At 67.1% G+C, this 19896-nt stretch carries 18 protein-coding genes; 11 read left to right on the top strand and 7 right to left on the bottom strand.

What is annotated here, in order from left to right:
• Positions 1-277: 277 nt before the first annotated feature.
• Entirely contained in the window at positions 278-1252 is a 975-nt protein-coding gene (locus M2299_RS19795) for an MBL fold metallo-hydrolase (protein ID WP_033831998.1), read from the top strand.
• 93 nt (positions 1253-1345) lie between these two features.
• Here the strand turns inward: M2299_RS19795 and yihA are convergent, their stop codons facing one another.
• Positions 1346-1948 carry a ribosome biogenesis GTP-binding protein YihA/YsxC gene (yihA, locus tag M2299_RS19790; RefSeq protein ID WP_025878662.1) on the bottom strand — a complete coding sequence of 201 codons (603 nt, stop codon included), beginning with the start codon at positions 1946-1948 and terminating at the stop codon, positions 1346-1348.
• 155 nt (positions 1949-2103) lie between these two features.
• Here yihA and M2299_RS19785 point away from each other — a divergent pair, with 155 nt between their 5' ends.
• The 4 genes from M2299_RS19785 to M2299_RS19770 all read left to right on the top strand — a co-directional run bounded on the left by M2299_RS19785 (position 2104) and on the right by M2299_RS19770 (position 5370).
• The gene (locus M2299_RS19785; RefSeq protein WP_025878663.1) at positions 2104-2901 is read left to right on the top strand and encodes a c-type cytochrome; all 798 of its coding nucleotides are present in this window, start codon (positions 2104-2106) and stop codon (positions 2899-2901) included.
• 106 nt (positions 2902-3007) lie between these two features.
• Positions 3008-3658: a thiol:disulfide interchange protein DsbA/DsbL gene (locus M2299_RS19780; RefSeq protein WP_025878664.1), complete on the top strand. Its 651-nt coding sequence runs from the start codon at positions 3008-3010 to the stop codon at positions 3656-3658.
• Positions 3659-3764: 106 nt separating this feature from the next.
• Positions 3765-4580 carry a thiol:disulfide interchange protein DsbA/DsbL gene (locus M2299_RS19775; RefSeq protein WP_025878665.1) on the top strand — a complete coding sequence of 272 codons (816 nt, stop codon included), beginning with the start codon at positions 3765-3767 and terminating at the stop codon, positions 4578-4580.
• A gap of 22 nt (positions 4581-4602) precedes the next feature.
• Positions 4603-5370 (top strand): endonuclease/exonuclease/phosphatase family protein, encoded by a 768-nt coding sequence (locus M2299_RS19770; protein ID WP_032952088.1) that lies wholly within the window; start codon positions 4603-4605, stop codon positions 5368-5370.
• Between the two features lie 162 nt (positions 5371-5532).
• Here the strand turns inward: M2299_RS19770 and M2299_RS19765 are convergent, their stop codons facing one another.
• A complete protein-coding gene (locus M2299_RS19765) occupies positions 5533-6408 on the bottom strand; it encodes an EamA family transporter (RefSeq protein ID WP_025878667.1) in 876 nt (291 codons plus the stop codon).
• Between the two features lie 72 nt (positions 6409-6480).
• Here M2299_RS19765 and M2299_RS19760 point away from each other — a divergent pair, with 72 nt between their 5' ends.
• From M2299_RS19760 to fhuE, 3 genes are all read left to right on the top strand, one after another.
• On the top strand, positions 6481-6954 hold the full coding sequence (locus M2299_RS19760; RefSeq protein ID WP_100436903.1) for an Lrp/AsnC family transcriptional regulator: 474 nt from the start codon (positions 6481-6483) through the stop codon (positions 6952-6954).
• 43 nt (positions 6955-6997) lie between these two features.
• A complete protein-coding gene (locus tag M2299_RS19755; RefSeq protein ID WP_280884874.1) occupies positions 6998-7567 on the top strand; it encodes a M23 family metallopeptidase in 570 nt (189 codons plus the stop codon).
• A gap of 182 nt (positions 7568-7749) precedes the next feature.
• Positions 7750-9909 carry a ferric-rhodotorulic acid/ferric-coprogen receptor FhuE gene (gene fhuE, locus M2299_RS19750; RefSeq protein WP_280884873.1) on the top strand — a complete coding sequence of 720 codons (2160 nt, stop codon included), beginning with the start codon at positions 7750-7752 and terminating at the stop codon, positions 9907-9909.
• 79 nt (positions 9910-9988) lie between these two features.
• Here the strand turns inward: fhuE and M2299_RS19745 are convergent, their stop codons facing one another.
• Positions 9989-12853 carry a TonB-dependent receptor gene (locus tag M2299_RS19745; protein ID WP_059065107.1) on the bottom strand — a complete coding sequence of 955 codons (2865 nt, stop codon included), beginning with the start codon at positions 12851-12853 and terminating at the stop codon, positions 9989-9991.
• 369 nt (positions 12854-13222) lie between these two features.
• Positions 13223-13630 carry a biopolymer transporter ExbD gene (locus M2299_RS19740; protein WP_280884872.1) on the bottom strand — a complete coding sequence of 136 codons (408 nt, stop codon included), beginning with the start codon at positions 13628-13630 and terminating at the stop codon, positions 13223-13225.
• 151 nt (positions 13631-13781) lie between these two features.
• On the opposite strand from M2299_RS19740, the gene M2299_RS19735 reads away from it, so the two are divergent.
• On the top strand, positions 13782-15767 hold the full coding sequence (locus M2299_RS19735; RefSeq protein ID WP_032975397.1) for a transglycosylase SLT domain-containing protein: 1986 nt from the start codon (positions 13782-13784) through the stop codon (positions 15765-15767).
• 90 nt (positions 15768-15857) lie between these two features.
• Complete coding sequence (locus M2299_RS19730; RefSeq protein ID WP_280884871.1) at positions 15858-17078, top strand: multifunctional CCA addition/repair protein; 1221 nt, start codon at positions 15858-15860, stop codon at positions 17076-17078.
• 43 nt (positions 17079-17121) lie between these two features.
• On the opposite strand, the gene M2299_RS19725 is transcribed toward M2299_RS19730, so the two are convergent.
• The 3 genes from M2299_RS19725 to M2299_RS19715 are packed head-to-tail and all read right to left on the bottom strand — an operon-like array spanning position 17122 to position 18864.
• Positions 17122-17556, bottom strand: coding sequence for an SseB family protein (locus tag M2299_RS19725; protein ID WP_080149841.1), 435 nt, complete (start codon positions 17554-17556; stop codon positions 17122-17124).
• Positions 17557-17607: 51 nt separating this feature from the next.
• Entirely contained in the window at positions 17608-17943 is a 336-nt protein-coding gene (locus M2299_RS19720; protein ID WP_208082316.1) for a hypothetical protein, read from the bottom strand.
• Positions 17944-17946: 3 nt separating this feature from the next.
• Positions 17947-18864: a S41 family peptidase gene (locus M2299_RS19715; RefSeq protein ID WP_280884870.1), complete on the bottom strand. Its 918-nt coding sequence runs from the start codon at positions 18862-18864 to the stop codon at positions 17947-17949.
• Between the two features lie 509 nt (positions 18865-19373).
• On the opposite strand from M2299_RS19715, the gene M2299_RS19710 reads away from it, so the two are divergent.
• The gene (locus tag M2299_RS19710; RefSeq protein ID WP_280884869.1) at positions 19374-19796 is read left to right on the top strand and encodes a hypothetical protein; all 423 of its coding nucleotides are present in this window, start codon (positions 19374-19376) and stop codon (positions 19794-19796) included.
• Positions 19797-19896 lie beyond the last annotated feature (100 nt).

The following is a 19896-nucleotide window of genomic DNA, read 5'->3' as shown; positions in this document are numbered from 1 at the left end:
GGTTGCGGGGGTGTCCGCGGCATGGATGCCGCGGCCAAGCCCCCATGGATGGGTTTACGGCGTCCCCCGCAACCGGACCCACCCCGCCATCCCACAGGAAACCAGCTTCTGCTGTTGCTTCGGCCGTTGCCGTTGCTGTTGCCTCTGCGGGTGCAGGGCGCAGCCCTGCCGATACCCCCATTGAGCATTCCGCGCAGTGCTTTGAGCGCCGCACGCACGCGCAACACGGCACGCTGTGCGCAACGGGCCTGCCCATCACTCACCGAGAAGAACCGCCATGACCCTGCGTCATCTGCCATTGCACGCCGCCCTGCTGCTGGCCCTGTCCTCCCTGCCGCTGGCCGCGCTGGCCGAAGCCACCTCGCCCGCCCCCACCCAGCAGGTGCCGGGCGTGCAACACCAGCGCATCGGTGCGCTGCAGGTCACGGCCCTGTTCGACGGCGTGGTTGCGCTCGGCCGGCAGGAAGTGGTCGACGTGCCGCCAACGCTGGTCAGCCGCCTGCTCGAAGGCCGCTATGTGCCCGAAGACAAGAAGGGCCTGCAGACCGCGATCAACGCCTTCCTGGTGCGCCAGGGCAAGCACCTGACCCTGGTCGATGCCGGCACCGCGCAGTGCTTCGGCCCTGACCAGGGCCAGGTGCTGGGCAACCTGCGTGCGGCCGGCGTAGACCCGGCCGAGATCGATGAGGTGCTGCTGACCCATGCCCATCCCGATCATCTGTGCGGGATCCTCGATGCACAGGGCAAGCCGGCCTATCCGAATGCGACGGTGTGGCTGTCCAAGGCCGATGCCCGCTACTGGCTCGACCCGGCCAGCGAAGCCACGGCACCGCAGGGCGTGCGCTTTGCCTTCGCGCTGGCACGCAACGCGATCGCGCCGTACCAGGCCGCCGGTCGCCTGCACACCTTCCAGCCCGGCGATGCCCTGCCGGGCCACGCGGTGGCGATGGATACCCACGGCCACACGCCGGGGCATGTGTCCTACCGCTTCGACAGCCAGGGCCAGTCACTGCTGGTGTGGGGCGATGTGCTGCATTTCCATGCGGTGCAGTTCGCACACCCGGAAGCAGCATTCGAGGCCGATTCGGATCGCACGGCGGCTACGGCCAGCCGTCGCAGCCTGTTGCAGGAAGCCACCGCCAAGGGCTGGTGGGTTGCCGGCGCGCACCTGCCCTTCCCCGGCCTGGGGCACGTGCGCAGCGAAGGCCAGGCCTATGCGTGGGTACCGGCGGAATATTCGCCACTGAAATGATGTGCCGCCGGGCATGGCCCGGCGCTACCGGATCGCGGTGACGGAAACATCAGGGTAGCGCCGGGCCATGCCCGGCGAGCGCAGCGGAGCGCCTTATTCCAGCCCCAGCCAGCCGCCGATGATGCCGCGGGCTTCATCCACGCCGGTACGGGCCGAGCCGGAGAACACCTGCACACTCACCGTATCGCCGAACGACGAATGCAGTTCCTTGCGTACCTTCTGCAGGGTCTGCATCTGCTGGCTGCGGCTGAGCTTGTCGGCCTTGGTCAGCAGCGCATGCGCCGGCAGGCCACGCTGCACGGCATAGGCCAGCATCTGCCGGTCGTAGTCCTTCAGCGGATGACGGATGTCCATCACCACCACCAGCCCCTTCAAGGCCTCGCGGGTGCGGAAGTAGCGGTCGATGAAGGCCTGCCAGTGCGCCTGCAGGTCCAGCGGCACCTTGGCGTAGCCGTAACCGGGCAGATCGACCAGATGGGCGTCCGGGGTAACCTGGAAGAACACCAGCTGCTGGGTCCGGCCAGGCGTCTTGGAGACCCGGGCCAGGCTGTTCTGGCGGGTCAGCGCATTGAGCGCGCTGGACTTGCCGGCGTTGGAGCGACCTGCAAAGGCCACTTCAGAACCTTCATCGGGCGGCAGCTGCCCCATGTTGTGGGCAGAGAGGTGGTATTGGGCGCGTTCGATGAGCAATGACATGCGCATAGGATCGCATGTTGCGGCGCCGCGCGCCCGGCCCGGGGCCTTCCAGCGGGAAAATGCTGCACTGCTGCGTTGACCGTGCAAGGAAACGGCGTTGATAATCCGGGCGATGCCGGCCGCCGCCGCCCGGCCGGTCCATACGGAGCTTCAGCATGCGCCACGCTCGCGTTCTTGCCGTATCCGCCCTTGCTACTGCCGTTGTTGCCGCTGCTGCCTTTGCGCAGACCACGCTGACCCCGCTGCCCGACAACGGCCCGATCAAGACCGCCTCGCTCGAGGTGGATTTCAGCAAGACCACCTGGGGCGACGCCAAGGCCGGCCAGACCAAGGCCACCGCGTGTGCCGCCTGCCATGGTGCCGATGGCAATTCCACGGTGGAGATGTATCCCAGCATCGCCGGCCAGAGCGAGCGCTACGTCGCCCAGCAGATGGCCCTGATCGCCAATGGCCAGCGCAGTTCCGGCGCCGCCGTGGCGATGGTGCCCTTCGTGCAGAACCTCACCCCGCAGGACATGCGCGATATCGGCGCGTTCTTCGCCACGCAGAAGGCCAACGCCGGCATCGCCGACGACACGCCGGTGGCCGAAGGCCCGTACAAGGGCATGAAGTTCTACCAGATCGGCCAGCAGCTTTACCGCGGCGGCGACGCCCAGCGCGGGCTGCCGGCCTGCATGGCCTGTCACGGCCCCAGCGGCGCCGGCAACCCCGGCCCGGCCTACCCGCACATCGGCGGCCAGCACGCCAGCTATGTCGCCCGGCGCCTGCAGGAGTACCAGGCCGGACAGACCAACGAGACCGACAAGGCGCACTTCCAGATCATGGCCACGGTGGCGCAGAAGCTGACCGAGCAGGAGGTGCAGGCCCTTTCCAGCTACCTGCAGGGCCTGCACAACAAGGCCGACGATCTCGCCGCCGAAGGCGCTTCGACGCGACCGGCTGCCGCCCCCTGACCGCCACTGGTCGGCGCCGGTCGCCACGACGGCCCGTCGCTGCGGTATGTTTCCTTCACGCCGGCGGCTGCGCCGGCGTTGTCATTTTCAACGGAGATGCGTGTCGATGAGGTTGATTCCCCGCCTTCTGCTGTCCCTGCTGGTGCTGCTGCCGTTGGCGGCCTGCGCCGCCACCCCCGCCAACGCCCCGCTGGTCGAAGGCAAAGACTACGAGCGCATCGCCCAGCCTGGCCCGTTCCAGCCGCTGGCCGGCAAGATCGAGGTGGTCGAGGTGTTCGGCTACACCTGCCCGCACTGCGCCCATTTCGAACCGCAGCTGGCCGCCTGGGCTGCCAAGCTGCCGGCCGACGTGCGCTTCACCCCGGTCCCGGCCGCCTTCGGCGGTGCCTGGGATGCCTGGGCACTGGCCTACTACGCCGCCGACGAAGTGGGCGTGGCCAAGCGCAGCCACGCCGCTGTGTTCAAGGCCCTGCACGATGACGGCACGCTGCCGATGCAGAACGTCTCGGCCGATGAGCTCGCCAACTTCTACAAGGCCTACGGCGTGACCCCGGAGCGCTACACGCAGGCCCTGCGCGGCGAGGCGGTACAGAAGAAGGTCGATGCCGCCCGTGCCTTCGCCCAGCGCACCCAGGTGCCGGGAACCCCGGCCATCATCATCAACGGCCAGTACCTGGTCCGTGGCAAGAGCTTCGACGACCAGCTGCGCATCGCCTCGGCGCTGATCGCCCAGGCCCGCGCGGCCCGCGGCCGCTGAACCAACACACACCATCGACACGGCGCTGTCGCCGCCGCATGTCATCATTTCCCTCTGGCCGGCGCCTGACGCCGGCCCCACCTTTCCAGATGCTGGAGACGCTTCCATGAAGACCCGTTTCGCCGCCCTCGCCCTCGCAGCGCTGCTGCCGATCCTGGCGGCCTGCAAGGCCGACGATGGCACCACCAACACCTCCGCCCCGGCAGAACCGGCCGCGACCCCGGCCAGCACCGAACCGGCCGCGCCGGCCGCAGGCGGCGAAGCCGCTGCCCCGGCTGCCGAAGGTGACAAGACCGCTGCCAGCGCCGCGCCGGCCCCGACCACCGCCGCGCTGACCGGCCCGGCCCCGGTGGAAGGCGCCGACTACCAGCTGATCCCGAACGGCCAGCCGTTCCAGCCGGCCGCCGGCAAGGTCGAAGTGGTCGAGATCTTCGGTTACGTCTGCCCGGCCTGCGCTGCGTTCCAGCCGCTGGTCGGCCCGTGGAAGGCTGGCCTGCCCAGCGATGTGAACTTCGTCTACGTGCCGGCCATGTTCGGCGGCACCTGGGACAACTACGCCCGTGCCTTCTACGCCGCACAGACCCTGGGCGTGCAGGAGAAGACCCACGAAGCGCTGTACTCGGCCATCCACTCGCAGAAGACCCTGAAGGGCGAGCGCGGTGCTGATTCGGTCGATGACATCGCCAAGTTCTACGGTGCCTACGGCGTGGATCCGAAGCAGTTCGCCGCCACCATGGGCAGCTTCGCGGTCAATGCCAAGACCAACTCGGCCAAGCAGTTCGCCCAGCGCAGCCAGATCAGCGGCACCCCGTCGATCATCGTCAACGGCAAGTACCTGGTGAAGGGCAAGAGCTTCCCGGACATGCTGCGCATTGCCGACCACCTGATCGCCCGCGAACGCGGTGCGGCCCAGGCTCACTGATCAAAGAGACGTTTTCCCGGCCGTGACTTCCCCCACAACACGGACCCTGCGCTTGCTGACGGCCAACATCCAGGCCGGCTCAAGTACCCGCCGCTACAGCGACTATGTGACCCGCAGCTGGTCACATGCGCTGCCGGCGGGTCGCAAGCGCAGCAGCCTTGACGCGATTGCCACTTTGGCGCGCGGTCATGACATCGTCGGCCTGCAGGAGGCTGACCCGGGCAGCCTGCGCTCGGGCTTCACCAACCAGACCCATTACCTGGCCCAACGCGCCGGCTTCAATTACTGGAGCCACCAGCCGAACCGGCGCATGGGTGGCGTCGCCTCCAGCGCCAACGGCCTGCTGAGCAAGCTGGAACCGGTGGAAGTGCAGGACCATGCCCTGCCCGGCCGTATCGGCGGGCGCGGCGTGCTGTTGGCCAAGTTCGGCGATGGCCGCGATGGCCTGGCCGTCGCGGTAGCGCATCTGTCCTTGGGCGCCGGTTCGCGGATGGCCCAGCTCGGCTTCATTGCCGAGCTGTTGTCCGACCATCCCAATGCGGTGCTGATGGGCGACTTCAACTGCCTGGCCGAACGTCCGGAAATGCAGGTGCTGTACCAGAAGACCCGGCTGCAGCCGCCCGGCTGCATCGTGCCGACCTTCCCCAGCTGGCGCCCCGACCGCGCCATCGACCACATCCTGGTCAGCAGCGGCCTGCAGACCCGCACCGTGGAAGCGGTGCCCGCTGCGTTCTCCGACCATCTTGCCCTGGCGATGGCAATCGACGTCCCGGCCGACGCCCTGCGCTGAGCGCTGCCGCTGCGCTCGCCGGGCATGGCCCGGCGCTACCGCCCCTGGTAGGGGCTCAACCTTGGTTGGCAGGCTGCCCTGGTGGGTGCGGCCCCCGTTGGCACGCTGCCCTGGTGGGTGCGGCCCCCGTTGGCACGCTGCCCTGGTGGGTGCGGCCCGGCGCTACCCTGCCTGCGCCACCGGCACCTTCAACCGCCGTGCGGTCATCGTGCTGCCCACCGAGGCCAGTACCGTGCAGCCGATGGCCAGCCACTGCAGGCCATGCAGGTGCTCATGCAGCAGCAGCATCGCCCACAGCGCGGCCACCGCCGGTTCCATGCTGATCAGGATGCCGAAGGTCTCCTTCGGCAGTCGCTTGAGCGCCATCATTTCCAGTGACATCGGGATCGCGCTGGACACCAGCGCCACCACCAGCCCGGCCAGCAGGATCTTCGGCTCCAGCAACGCCGCACCGGCATGCACCACGCCCACCGGCACCACCACCAGCGACGCGGCCAGCAGCCCCAGCGACACCGAATGCCCGGCGTGCAGGTGGCCGGCGCGCTTGCCGAACACGATGTACAGGCCCCAGCACGCTGCCGCCCCCATGGCGTACAGCACGCCCACCGGGTCCAGTGCCGGGCCGCCGCCGATCGGCAGCAGCAACAGCAGCCCGACCGCCGCGCAACCCACCCACAGGAAATCGATCGGCCGCCGCGACGACAGCATCGCCACCGTCAACGGGCCGGTGAATTCGATGGCCACCGCGATGCCGAACGGGATCGTGCGCAAGGCCATGTAGAACAACAGGTTCATCAAGCCCAGAGTGAGGCCATAGCGCAGGATGGTGACCGCATCCACGCGGCTGGTCTTCCAGCGCCATGGCCGCCAGAACAGCAGCAGCAACAGCGCCGAGAAGCCCACGCGCAGCGCGCTGGTGCCCTGCGCGCCGATCAACGGAAACAGCTGCTTGGCGTAGGAGGTACCGATGGCCAGTGCGGTGACCGAGCCGAGCACCGCCAGCGCCGGCAACATCGGCGCGATTCGAGAAGTCTGCATGCCGCCAGTCTATTGCGTCGGCGGCGAGCACTTGGCTCAATTGACGGCCCGTCCGTGCAACTTCTGCTCACCATGGCCACCGCCCCCGTGCTGGACAGCTTCGACCGCGCCATCCTCGCCCTCCTGCAGCAGGACAACACCCTGCCGCAGCGGCAGATCGCCGAAGCCGTGCACCTGTCCACGCCGGCGGTGCAGCGGCGGATCAGGCGCCTGCAGGACAGCGGCGTGATCGCTGCCAATGTGGCGGTGATCGATGCCGCGAAGATCGGCCGGCCGCTGACCATCATCGTCGAGGTGCGCGTGGTCAGCGAACAGCGCGAGAAGGTCGCCCCGTTCCGCCACCGCGTGCAGGACGACCCTGCCGTGCAGCAGTGTTACTCGATCACCGGCGACGGCGATTTCCTGCTGCTGCTGTCGGCGGCATCGATGGAGGAATACGAGGCGATCACCGAGCGATTGTTCGGTGGTGATGACAACATCGAGCGCTTCCGCACGTCGGTGGCGCTGGGCACGTTGAAGCGCGGGTTCGACGTGCCGCTGACATGACGCAGATGCCGTCGAGCCTGTCCTGCTCCTACACTGGTGACGCATGAACACCGCTTCCCCCTCCAACGCCAGACGCCTGCGCCGCTGGTTGCTGCGTGGCGCCGTCCTGCTGATCCTGGTCATCGCGGCGATGGCCTTCTGGAACAGCCCGTGGGCTGCCGCACCGAAGATGCTGTGGACACTCTCGCGCATGCCACCGGCCACGCAACTGCCGGTGCCGGTGGACGGCGTGCGGCCCCGGCAGATCGCCGATACCTTCGGCGCACCGCGCGGGCGCGACCGCACGCACGCGGGTATCGACATCTTCGGCAAGCGCGGCACGCCGGTGCGCAGCGCTACCCCCGGCGTTGTCGCCGACATCCGCGACAGCGGACTCGGTGGCCGCCAGGTCTGGGTGATCGGGCCGGGACGCGAGCGCTATTACTACGCGCACCTGGAAGACTGGGCCGATGGCCTGGCGCGCGGCAAGGTGGTGCAACCCGGCGACCTGCTCGGCCATGTTGGCGACACCGGCAACGCCAAGGGCACGCCGCCCCATCTGCATTGGGGCATCTATGGCGCCGATGGCGCGCGGGACCCGCTGCCGCTGCTGCAACCGCAGGGCACCCGCTGACGGCAACCGAGCCGAGCCTCGAGGCCGCACGCGTTTGTTCATGATTTGTAAATAGGAATAGTTCGTATTACCATTTCTTTCGTTTCCGGTGGTGCCAGGACGGCCTGCCCGCCCTTCCCCTACCCGTAGCGCCTCGACTCCTGGATGACGGCCGAACGCGCGTGCCCGTTGCAGGAATCCGCATGATCCGTTCCGCCCTCCGTACCCCGCAGCCGCAGCGGCTGTCCGTTGCCGTGCTCGTCGCGCTCTGCGCCGTCGCACCCACCGCTTTCGCCGAAACCGCCACCGACCCGACCACCCTCGACAAGGTCGTAGTGAAGGGCGAGCGCGCCGAAGGCTATTCGGTGCGCCGTACCTCGGCCGGCACCCGTTTCGACCTGGCGCCGCGCGAAATCCCGCAGTCGGTCAGCATCATCAGCCACCAGCGCATCGAAGATCAGCAGTTGGACGACATCATCGACGTGCTGGGCAACACCACCGGCGTCACCAGCACCCAGTCCGACAGCGAGCGCACCGAATTCTATGCGCGCGGCTTCTACATCGATGCGTACCAGTTCGATGGCCTGCCCACGCAGATGGTGCAGAACTGGAGCTACGGTGACTCCGGCCTGGACCTGGCCCTGTATGACCGCGTGGAAGTGGTGCGCGGCGCCACCGGCCTGCTCAGCGGCGCCGGCAATCCTTCCGCCTCGGTGAACCTGATCCGCAAGCACGCCGACAGCGCCGAACTGACCGGCAGCGTGTCGGTCAACGTCGGCAGCTGGGGCCGCACCCGCACCACCGTGGACGTGGGCAGCGCACTCAACGCCAGCGGCACCGTGCGCGGCCGGGTGATCGGCAGCTACCTGGACACCGATGGGCAGATGGACCGCTACAACCAGCGCAAGACGCTGGGCTATGCGGTGATCGACGCCGACCTGACCCCGGATACCCAGCTCAGCGTGGGCTACGACTACCAGCAGAAGCGCGCCAACGGCGCGACCTGGGGTGGCTTCCCGATGCTGTACTCCGACGGCAGCGCGACCCCGTACGACGAATCGTTCAACGCCAGCCCGAACTGGACCTACTGGGACACCACCAGCAAGCGCGCGTTCGCCACCCTGCAGCACGCCTTCAGCAACGGCTGGAAGTTCAAGATCGGCGCAACGCATGACCAGACCAAGGCCGACGACAAGCTGTTCTACCCTGCGTACAACGATTGGACCACCGGCGCCTCGAACTTCGACAAGACCACCGGTGCAGGCATTTCGCCGTCCGCAGGCTTCTACAACACCGAGCGCAAGGTCACCGGTGTCGATGGCTACGTTGATGGTCCGTTCCAGCTGTTCGGCCGCGAGCACCAGTTCATGGCCGGGCTGAGCTACAACAAGCGCGACTACGCCAACCACGGCGACTACCAGGTCGGCGGCGCCGGCCAGAGCTGGGACCCGTTCGCCAGTTACCTGAACTGGACGGGCAACATCAGCGAGCCGAACTGGAACCCGCTGGCGCTGGCCAGCGAGGGCACCATCACCCAGAAGGCCGGCTATGCCGCCGCACGCCTGTCGCTGGCCGATCCGTTGAAGCTGATCATCGGCGCGCGCTACACCGACTGGAAGAGCGAGGGCGAAGGCGCAGATCGCCAGCACAAGGTGACTACGCCGTATGCCGGCCTCGTGTTCGACATCAACGACACCTACTCGGCGTACACCAGCTACACCGAGATCTTCCAGCCGCAGACGCTGAAGGACCGCAACGGCAGCTATCTGGACCCGGTGGATGGCAAAAGCTACGAAGTGGGCGTCAAGGGCGCCTGGTTCGACAACCGCCTGAATGCTTCGCTGGCGGTGTTCCGCATCGAACAGGACAACGTCGGCCAGATCACTGGCGAGCCGGTGCCTGGCAACCAGAACGAATTCGCCTATCGCGCCGCACGCGGCACGGTGAGCCGTGGCTTCGAGTTCGAGCTCAACGGCGAACTGGCACCGGGCTGGAACGCCACGTTCGGCGCCTCCCGTTACGTGGCCAAGGATGCCAACGACGCCGACATCAACACCAACCTGCCGCAGACCGCGCTGAAGCTGTTCACCAGCTACACCCCGCAGTCGCTGCAGGAACTGACTGTCGGTGGCGGTGCCAACTGGCAGAACCGCATCTACTACCCGGTGCCGGCCTATGGCCGCATCGAGCAGAGCGGCTACGCACTGGTCAGCGCCTTCGTGCGCTACCGCATCTCGCCGGAGTTCAGCGTGCAGGCCAACCTCAACAACCTGCTGGACAAGAAGTACCTCTCGCAGATCAATGGCTACGGTGCGTATGGCGATGGTCGCAACGGCTCGCTGACGTTTACCTGGTCGTTCTGAAGGAAACGTTGCCGGGCATGGCCCGGCGCTACCGCGGCAACAGCAGCGCCGGGATCTCTCCGGCGCTGCTGTACCCACATCAGAACCGCAGGTCCGCGCGCAGGTACCAGTAACGGCCACGCGGGATGTCGTAGGTCGAGGCGTCATAGCCGTTCAACGAACACGACAGGCAGATCGGCGGGTCCTTGTCGAACACGTTGTTCAGGCCCGCCGTCAGCTGCAGGCCCTTCATCCAGTCGATCTTGTAGCCCACCTGCATGTCATGGAAGGTGGTGGCCGACAGTGTGTTGGTGCCGGCGGCCTGGTTGCTGCACACCGGGAACGCCACGGCGTCACCGCAGTCTTCGGTCAGTTCGGAAATGTGGCGTACCGTCCAGTTGGCGCTCCAGTTGTCCAGCGTCCAGCCGATGCTGGCGTTGCTGGTCCACTCCGGAATCGAACTGTCAGCCACTTCCACGCCGGGCTTCTGTGGCTGCCGCTGGCCGGCCGCACCGGTGGCCTCGTAGCGACCGACGAACGTGTTCTTCCAGCCCAGCTTGAACTGGCCGATCGAGCTCTGCGGCAGGGTCCAGAACAGGTCCACATCCCAGCCGTCGGTCTTGATCGAACCCAGGTTGGTCAGGCGGTTGTTGAAGCTGCTGACCGCACCGGTGCTGGCACGGGTGATGCCGTCGCAGTAGATCGGGTCCAGGGTATCCACGCACAGGTCCAGCTGGGTCTGCGCGTTGATCGCCTGGATCGCGCCATCGATGTTGTGGCGGTAGAACGTCACTTCCACGTCGAAGCGCTCCGACCACGATGCATCGTTGCCGAACCAGGGGCTCCACACGAAACCGGCACTGAAGCTGCGCGACCGCTCCGGCTCCAGCTCGCGGTTGCCGCCGGTGGTCACCGAGATCTGCGAGTTGGCCTGCTGGAAGCCGGTCGGCACGCCCAGCGACGCGCAGTTGGCCGCACTGCCACGCGGCGGTGTGCCACCCAGGCCCACCGAGCAGGGATCGAACAACTGCAGATCCGCGCGCGCGGCCGAACCGTACAGCTCGCCGATCGACGGTGCGCGGAAGCCTTCGGCATAGGTGGTACGCAGCACGAAGTCATCGGTCACCTGCCAGCGCAGGCCGTACTTGGGAGTGAATTCGCCACCGAAGGTCGAGTAATCCGAGTAGCGGCCAGCCAGGCTCAGGTCCAGCTTCTTGCCCAGTGCCGAGTCGGCGAAGATCGGCACGCTCAGCTCCAGGTACGCTTCGTTGACGTCGTAGGAACCGGACGTCGGCTGCGACGGTACGCCGTTGTAGTGGCCGATCACCGTCAGCGGGTCAGGCTGGTACGAACCTTTGTACTTGCGGTGTTCGAGGCCGGTGGCGAAGGACACCGGGCCGGCCGGCAGGGTGAACAGATCGCTGGACAGGTTGGCGGTGAACAGGCTCAGCTCGTTCTGGCTGCGGTCGCGCACCACCGGCTGGATCCAGCGCAGCATGTCCGGGGTGATCGAACCGGCGCCACCGAAGATGTTCAGCGGTACGCAGCCCGGCGTGGCCGCGCACACCGCAGGATCGCCCAGCGCCATGTTGACGTTGTAGATGTTGTAGCTGCCGTAGTTGGTCTGCTCGGCCTTGTTCTTGCTGTACATGCCGTTGACGTCCCAGTACCAGCTGCGGTCAGCGGCCTGGAAGTTGCCGACCAGGCCGGTGGCGAAGTACGTGGTGTCCACCTGCTGTTCGAACACGCGCGCGCCGCCTTCCACCGGGCGGCGGCCGATCAGGCTCATGTTGCCCGACGACACCAGGTCGAAGCCGAACGGGTTGTACGGGTTCAGTGCCGAGACCACGATGTTGTCGGCCAGCGGATTGCCGGTGGCACCATCAGGGCCGAAGAACAGCGGCTCCGGGCCGGCCTGGTTGGTCGACTCGCGGCGGTTGCCCAGTGCCTTGACGTACCACTGCACGTTGTCGGTGATGTCGAACCGGAACTGGCCGAACAGGCCCTTACGCTCCGACGGTGTCAGCACCATGTTGTATTCGGCGAAGTTGAAGCGGTCGGCGCTGGTGAAGCAGTGGTAGTCGTCGGTGCGGTTGCAGCCGGCGCTGCCGTCGTAACGCGGGCTGCTCACGCCGGTGTTGGGCACGATGTCCTGTTCGGCACCGGTGTTGGGATCGACGAAGGCGAAGCGCCCCTGCGGAATGCCGCCGCTGCCGAAGGCCAGGCCGGTGCCGGGGATCGGGAAGCGCGACTGCTCGCGGTCCTTCGCATACACCGGGTCCTGCTTGGTCCAGCTTGCGCCCAGGAACAGGCTGTAACGGTCGCCGCTCTTGCCCCAGGCCAGGTCCACGCCCTTCTGCGTGCCATCGCCCTTGCCGTACTGGCCGTAGTTCATCGTCACCTGGCCGCCATCGAAATCGCGGCGGGTGATGATGTTGACCACACCGGCGATGGCATCGGAGCCGTACAGCGACGATGCGCCATCTTCCAGCACTTCGATGCGCTCAACGATCGCCAGCGGGATGGTGTTGAGGTCGGTGGCCGAGCCCACGCCCGAGGCCGAGGATTCATTGACCCAGCGGATGCCATCGACCAGCACCAGTACGCGCTTGGCCCCGAGATGGCGAAGGTCCACCTGCGCCGAACCCGCGCCGACGCCGCTGCCGTCGGGTGGGAAACCGAAGTTGCCCGAGGAATTGAACTTGGCATTGAGTGCCGAGCCCGAGCCGGTGAGCTGTTGCAGCACTTCACCGATCGAGGTCAGACCGGTGCGTTCGATGTCGGCGCGGTTGAGCGTCTGGACCGGCACCTGGCCTTCCACTTCAGCGCGCTTGATGCGGGTACCTGTGACTTCGACGCGATCCAGGTCGGTGGTGGCCGATTGGGCAGCAGCCCCCAACGGGGCCAGTGCGGTCACGCACAGCGCGACGGCAACCGCCAAGGGGCGGTGATGCAGGTAATTCATTCGCTCTCTCTCCAAAGGAATGTCGGGACATGGACTGCCGCGCTCCCCCCTGCATGGCGGCAGCGTCTCCTTTGTAAACAAGCGTTAAACATCGCGGCGTGATGCCCGACACTCTTTCACGCGAATTTGACGATTCTGAAAGCAGATAACGTCATTTGCTTACGTATTCACCGGAATGCGCGTACGACAACATCGCCGTAGCGCTGGGTCATTCCCCCCGGGGTCACGGTAGCGCCGGGCCATGCCCGGCGAATTGTCGAAGAGGTCTCTGCCAAGCCCGGCGCACATCGCAGGTCTGCCGCCGGGTATGACCCGGCGCTACCGGTACACGTGCGGCCTTCCCTTGGGAAGGCCGCACCGATGAATCGCTCACTGCACGAACGCGATGCGTTGCATGCCGGTGGATTCGGCGGCGGCCAGGATCTTGGCCATGCCGTCGTACTCGGCCGACGGATCGGTGCTGATGCGCAGCTCCGGCAGGTTGCCGGCATGCTCGCTGGCCTGCGCCTGCAGGCGCGACTGCAGATCACCGATGGCCATCGGCTGCCCGTCCCAGCTCAACTGGCTGGACGCATCGAGGCGCAGCTCGATCGGCGGTGGCGGTTCGGGGCGATCCACCACGCGATCGGTGGCCTGCGGCAACTGCACGTTGATCGGCCGCGACAACATCGGCGCGGTCACGATGAAGATGATCAACAACACCAGCATTACATCCACCAGTGGCGTGACGTTGATGTCCGCCAGCGGGCCGCTTCTTCCTGCGCTACTGAATGCCATGTGCCGCTCCCTGCAGCAGGGCCGGTCGCCCCAGCCCAAACCTACGCCGGACAACCGCCTTCGCGGCAGTGCGGATCCCGCCATCATTCAGCTGTCGTTGCCATCTTCGGCCGTGTACACGATGCGAAACTGAATTCAGCCACTGCCCGCTATGCTGGTCGCCATGACCCGACGATCTTCGACCGCCCTGTCCCTGCTCCCGCTGGCCACCACGCTGCTGATCGGCTGCGCGAGTGCCCAGTCCCTCGATGCCCAGAACGCCCAGCTGAAGGCCGCCATCGCCGCCGCCGAACGTGGCCAGTTCGATCCCGGCCAGGCCGCCGCGCTCAGCCGCCATCCCGCGTATGGCTGGCTGGAGTTCGCCAACCTGCGGCGCAACATCGACACCGTCGATACGGCGCAGGCACAGGCCTTCCTCAAGCGCTACCAGGGCCAGGCCGTGGCCAACAGCTTCCGCAGCGCCTGGCTGCCCTCTGTAGCGCGCCGCCAGGACTGGCCGACGCTGCTGGCCAACTGGGCTCCCACCGACAACCTCGGCCTGCGCTGTGCGCAGCTGACAGCGCGCCAGGCCACCGGCAAGCTGGACCCGCAGTGGATCGGTGAAGCCCAGGATCTGTGGCGCAAGAACGGCAAGTCGTTGCCCGATGCCTGCGACGCCGTGTTCGCCGTGCTGCAGGCGCAGGGTGGCATGAGCGACGCGCTGCGCTGGGAACGCATCGATGCCGCTGCCGATGCACAGCAGCCGGCGGTGATGCGTTCGGCTGCGCGCGGCCTGCCGGCCAGTGATCTGGCCTTGGCCAACACCTACGCCGCCTTCGTCGACAAGCCCAATGCCAGTGCCCTGAACTGGCCGCGCAACGAGCGCAGCCGACGCATCGCCACCGACGGCCTGGCCAAGCTGGCCAAGGCCGACCCGGATGCTACCGAACAGCAGCTGCCGCAGTACGCGCAGGCGCTGGGCCTGAGCGCCGAACAGCAGGGCCAGGTGCGTTACCAGATCGCCCTGTGGACGGTGGCGTCGTACCTGCCCGACTCGGCTCGCCGTTTGAATGCCGTGCCCGATGCGGCCTATGACGAACGCCTGCACGAATGGCGCGCGCGCGAAGCGATGTCGCGCGGCGATTGGCCGGCGACGCTGGCAGCGATCCGCAAGATGGGCCCGACCCAGCGCAACGATTCGCGCTGGCGCTATTTCGAGGGCCGCATGCTGGAAAAGACCGGCCAGGCGCAGCAGGCGCAGCCGCTGTTCCGCGAAGCCGCGCGCGCACCAACCTTCCATGGTTTCCTCGCTGCGGACAAGCTGCAGCAGCCCTACACGCTGTGCCCGTGGAAGCCCAACGACAGCGCACAGGCGCAGGCCGCGGTGGCCCGCGATCCGGCCATCCAGCGGGCGATGGCGCTGTACCAGATCGACCGCGCCGGCTGGGCGGTGGCCGAATGGAACAATGCGCTGTCGCGCTTCGATGACACCCAGCGTCGCCTCGCCGTGCGCGTAGCGCAGGACAACGGTTGGTTCGACCGCGCGGTGTTCGCGCTCGGCAAGCAACCGCAGGAGCAACGCCTGTACGACCTGCGTTTCCCGCTGCACCACGACGCCACGATCCGCCGTGAATCGGCACGCAATGCCATCGACCCGGCCTGGGTGGCCGCCGAGATCCGCGCCGAAAGCACTTTCACCCCGCGCGCGCGTTCGCCTGCCAACGCCATGGGCCTGATGCAGGTACTGCCGGCGACCGGCGCCGGCGTGGCCAGGTCCATCGGCCTGACCGGCTACGGCGGCGCTGACAGCCTGTACGACCCGGATACCAACATCGCCATCGGCACCGCGTACCTGCGGCAGTTGATGAACAAGTACGACGGCCTGCCCTACGTGACCATCGCCGCCTACAACGCGGGCCCGACGCCGACCGCACGCTGGCAGACCCAGCGCCCGGGCTTCGATCCGGACCTGTGGATCGAGACCATCAGCTACAAGGAAACGCGCGAGTATGTCGCCCGCGTGCTGGCCTTCAGCGTGATCTACGACTGGCGACTCAATGGCGACGCATTGCCGCTGAGCGACCGCCTGATGGGCCGCCTGGTGGACAAGCGCAAGGCCTTCACCTGCGCCGCCAACGCCGACCAGGGCGGCGATTGATCACGTTGTATCGGTAGCGCCGGGCCATGCCCGGCGAACGCCATGTGTTCGGCCGGGCACGGCCCGGCGCTACCGTGCCATCATCCCCCCATGAAGATCTATCTTGTCGGCGGCGCCGTGCGCGACCGCCTGTTGCAGCGCCCTGCCGGCGACCGTGACTGGGTCGTCGTCGGCGCCACGCCCGCGCAGATGGAAGCGCAGGGCTTCACCGCCGTGGGCCGTGATTTTCCCGTCTTCCTGCACCCGAAGACCGGCGAGGAATACGCGCTGGCCCGCACCGAACGCAAATCCGGCCGTGGCTACCGCGGCTTCGTCGTTGATGCCGATCCGGCGGTGACGCTGGAAGAAGACCTGCAGCGCCGCGACTTCACCATCAATGCCATCGCCTGCGATGAAGACAGCGGCACGCTGGTCGATCCCTATGGCGGTGCGCGCGACATCGAGCAGCGCGTGCTGCGCCATGTCGGTCCCGCATTCGTTGAAGACCCGCTACGCGTGCTGCGTGCGGCGCGCTTCATGGCCCGCTTCGCCTCGCTCGGTTTCACCGTCGCGCCGGAAACCATGGCGCTGATGCGCGAGGTGGCCGCCAGTGGCGAGCTCGACGCGCTGGTACCGGAACGTGTGTGGCAGGAACTGCGCAAGGCATTGGTGTGCGAGCGCCCATCGGCGTTCCTGCGCACCCTGCACGACGCGCACGCGCTTGGCCCGATACTGCCAGAACTGGAAGCGCTGTACGGCGTACCGCAGCGCGCGGAATTCCATCCGGAAGTCGACACCGGCATCCACCAGGAAATGGTCAGCGACATGGCGGCAAAGCTGGCGCCCGGTGATGACCTGGTCGGCTTCGCCGCACTGACCCACGACCTCGGCAAGGGCCTGACCCCGGCCGAGGAATTGCCGCGCCACATCATGCACGAGCAGCGCGGCATCAAACCGCTGAAAGCACTGTGCGCGCGCCTGAAGATTCCGACCGAGCACCAGCAGTTGGCCGAGGCCGTCTGCCGCGAGCATCTGAACGTGCATCGCATCGACGAACTGCGCGATGCCACCGTGCTGGAACTGCTGGGCCGCTGCGATGCGTTGCGCCGGCCGGAGCGGGTGGCACGCATCGCGCTGTGCTGCGAGGCCGACAAGCGCGGCCGGCTCGGTTTCGAGGACAGCGACTACCCGCAGGGCGAGACACTCAAGCGCCTGCACCGGGCGGCGCTGTCAGTGCAGGCGCGTGACCTGGACACCACACACCTGAAAGGCCCGGCCATTGGTGAGGCGCTGGCCAAGGCGCGTGTACGGGCGATCGCCGCCGCCCGCTGAAGCACCTGGTAGTGCCGGCCGCTGGCCGGCAACCACAGCGCTATCAGTGCGCCATCCCACGGGTGATCGCCGCAGCGCGCTCTTTCAGCTGCGTCACGGCATCGGGAATCATCTCCATGCCCACGTCCAGGCCGGGGTTCAGCACCAGGCCGACGCCCTCGCCGATGCCCGACAGCAGTGCATGCACCGCGATGGGCATGGCGTGGGCAAACTGCGGCAGCTGCTCGTGCCAGATCTCCGCGCGCTCGGGCGCGGTGAACACCGCAAACATCGGCTCGCCGCTTTCGCTGGTCAGCACCAGCGGCGAAATGCTCTCGTCCCAGGCGCCGTCTTCACCGATGGCCTTGTCCAGCAGCACGAACACCGGCGCGGTCAGCAGGCCGTCGAGGAACTGCGAGGCCGTGAGGGTTCCGTCCTGGGCCTGCAACAGGCGCACTTCCAGGTCGTTGGCGGGTTCGAACGGCGTTTCGTGGTCCATGGTGGGGTCCGACTGCGTGGCTACTGGCTGCAACTTTAGCAGCCCGCGTCTTCAAGCGACGTGTCCATGCCGCCACATCCACCCCGCCACCGCCAGCCCGGCCACCACCATCAGCATCACCGGCAGGCCAAAGCGGTGCCGGAACGGGATCGGTACCCCGCCCAGCTGCTGGTCCATGCTTTCGGTATCCAACACCCAGCCATGTTCGCAGCCGGTGCAGGCCAGCTCGTAGCGGCGCTGGTAGACGAAGCCGAACAGCAGGTCGATGCGCGCCATCCTGTAACGCAGCTGCGGGGCGAATTCGGTTTCGGTCTGGCAGCGCAGGCAGTGGTGGGATTCGGTGGGGCCGACAATCAGCACCCGCTCGTGTTGGCCGATCAGCAGCATGGCTCAGCCGTCCTTGCAGGCCGGCTGGGCGAGCAACCATGTTTCTGCGGCCAGCAGTGTGGAAGGGCCACTGGGCGTGATCTGGTCGGGCTGCAGCTTGGCGCCATCGCCCTGTCCACTGCGGTCGGTCATCACATTCCCTGTCAGCACAAGCATCGAGCCATCTACCAGAGGAACCGGGCGGTTGCCGGTGGAAAGGCCCGCGCTGGGCTGGCCGAAACTGCGGCTGCCCGGCTGACCGCGGAACGCCAGCGCCACGGCCTCGCCGGAACTGGCCGTGCCTGCACCCATCACGACCGCGACAGGTGCGGGCGACACCCGCAACGTGTAGGTGGCCTGACGCGAGCGCAGCGAGCCATTGCCGCCGGCCGTCACCGCTCCCTCCCCCTGCCGCCAGGGCTGCAGGCCGCCAGCACTGCGGAACCCACCAATCACACCTCCCTCGGGATCCGTGGTTCCATGCAGCAACGGCAACAGTCCCAACAGCATGGGCCACATATTGCCGCCGCCATTGCTGCTTACATCCACCACCCAACCGCACCGTGCACCATCATCCAAGGTGGCGATGCGCTGTTGCAGCGCCAGCGCGTACGCCTTGCGCGCCGTATAGCGCTCCTGCTCGCTCTTTCGCAGATCCTCAACGAAGGGGCTCACCTGCAATATGCCGATGCGTGGGTTGGCCTGCCGAGGCGCGGACAAGGCAGCGCTCTGGCCCCCGTTCAAACGCTGGGCGCGCTGGGAACGTTGGTGCTGCTCGCCGGGCGAGATCCATCGCCCATGCCCTCCGCTGCTGCGTGCAGCCGCCTCATCCAGCAAACGGCGTTGCAGAACGCGGTCACTGCCAGCGGCGGCCAGCTGCATGCGCACCTCGCTCCAATCCACGCGGTCGCGATACAGCGACTGCGTTTCCAGCAGTTCCAACATCTGGTCACGTGCTTCAGGCGTAGGCAGTTCGACCGCAGCTTCCGCCGCTCCGGCAGCGGATGGAATCAGAAGCATGCCGAGCATGGCTACGCGCGCATCCCTGTACTTCAGCATTGACGACTCCGTGTCATGTAGTGAACGGGAAGGATAACTGTGTCCAATGGCCTGGCGCTATCACGCAACGCGTCGTTTCTGGCACGACATGCACCCTCCGGAAATCTGCAACTTCACTCATTCCAACAGGCCGGCCAGCGTGTGAAATTCCTTATGCCAGCGCGTTCTGTGTTGGCCGGGATTGGCGTCCCGAATGAAGCTTTTCAGAGGCGGGCTTGCAACGACGTTGCAGGACCGAACAATGCACCGTCCGTCGTTCTGCGGCGGGCGGTGCGAGGGGATCTTCCGGATCCGCCGGCTTCATTTCCTCTGGAAAGCTTCACCGGCACGCCAACCCGCACCGCCCGCCACCTTGCATTCCGCAGGTGGCCCAGCCCTGTGAGGTTGTTGCCATGACCACGCTCTACCCCACCTATCCGCGCCTGCACACATTGCTGGGCGATGCCCTGCCCGACCTGCAGCTGCCCAATGCCACTGCCGAAGCGTTGGAAGACGCGCTGACCGAAGCCGATGAAGCTGCTCCCACGCCCGCCTTCTTCAAGCGGCTGCGCGACGTCACGCGCTGCCACGCCGCTGACGGCGAGCCGTGGACGGAGCTGCGCATCACGCCGGCACGGGCGCGCGATCTGGCCTGCACCACGCGCTGCCTGCTGGCGTTGTCGGCGCTGGGAGGTGTGCTGCTGGCGACGCAGGCGGCGCGTGAACTGGACGACGCGGAGGCGCAGTGCCCGCCACAGACCGAGGAAGGGCTGCTGCATGCGGTACAGCTGCTGGCCGAACACGCGGGTGCGTTGCTGGGGCGTTCGCCGTTGTGATACAGCGGCGTTGGGATTGCTTGATTGGTAGCCAGGGCGTGTCGACCGAGGTCGACACCTACCAGAGCGGGTCATGGCGCTGGAGGGATTCGTGTCGACC

Origin of the sequence: Stenotrophomonas sp. 1278 (assembly GCF_029892765.1) — a bacterium.
Lineage (GTDB): Bacteria > Pseudomonadota > Gammaproteobacteria > Xanthomonadales > Xanthomonadaceae > Stenotrophomonas > Stenotrophomonas indicatrix.
This window is presented reverse-complemented; position numbering and strand designations above follow the sequence as displayed.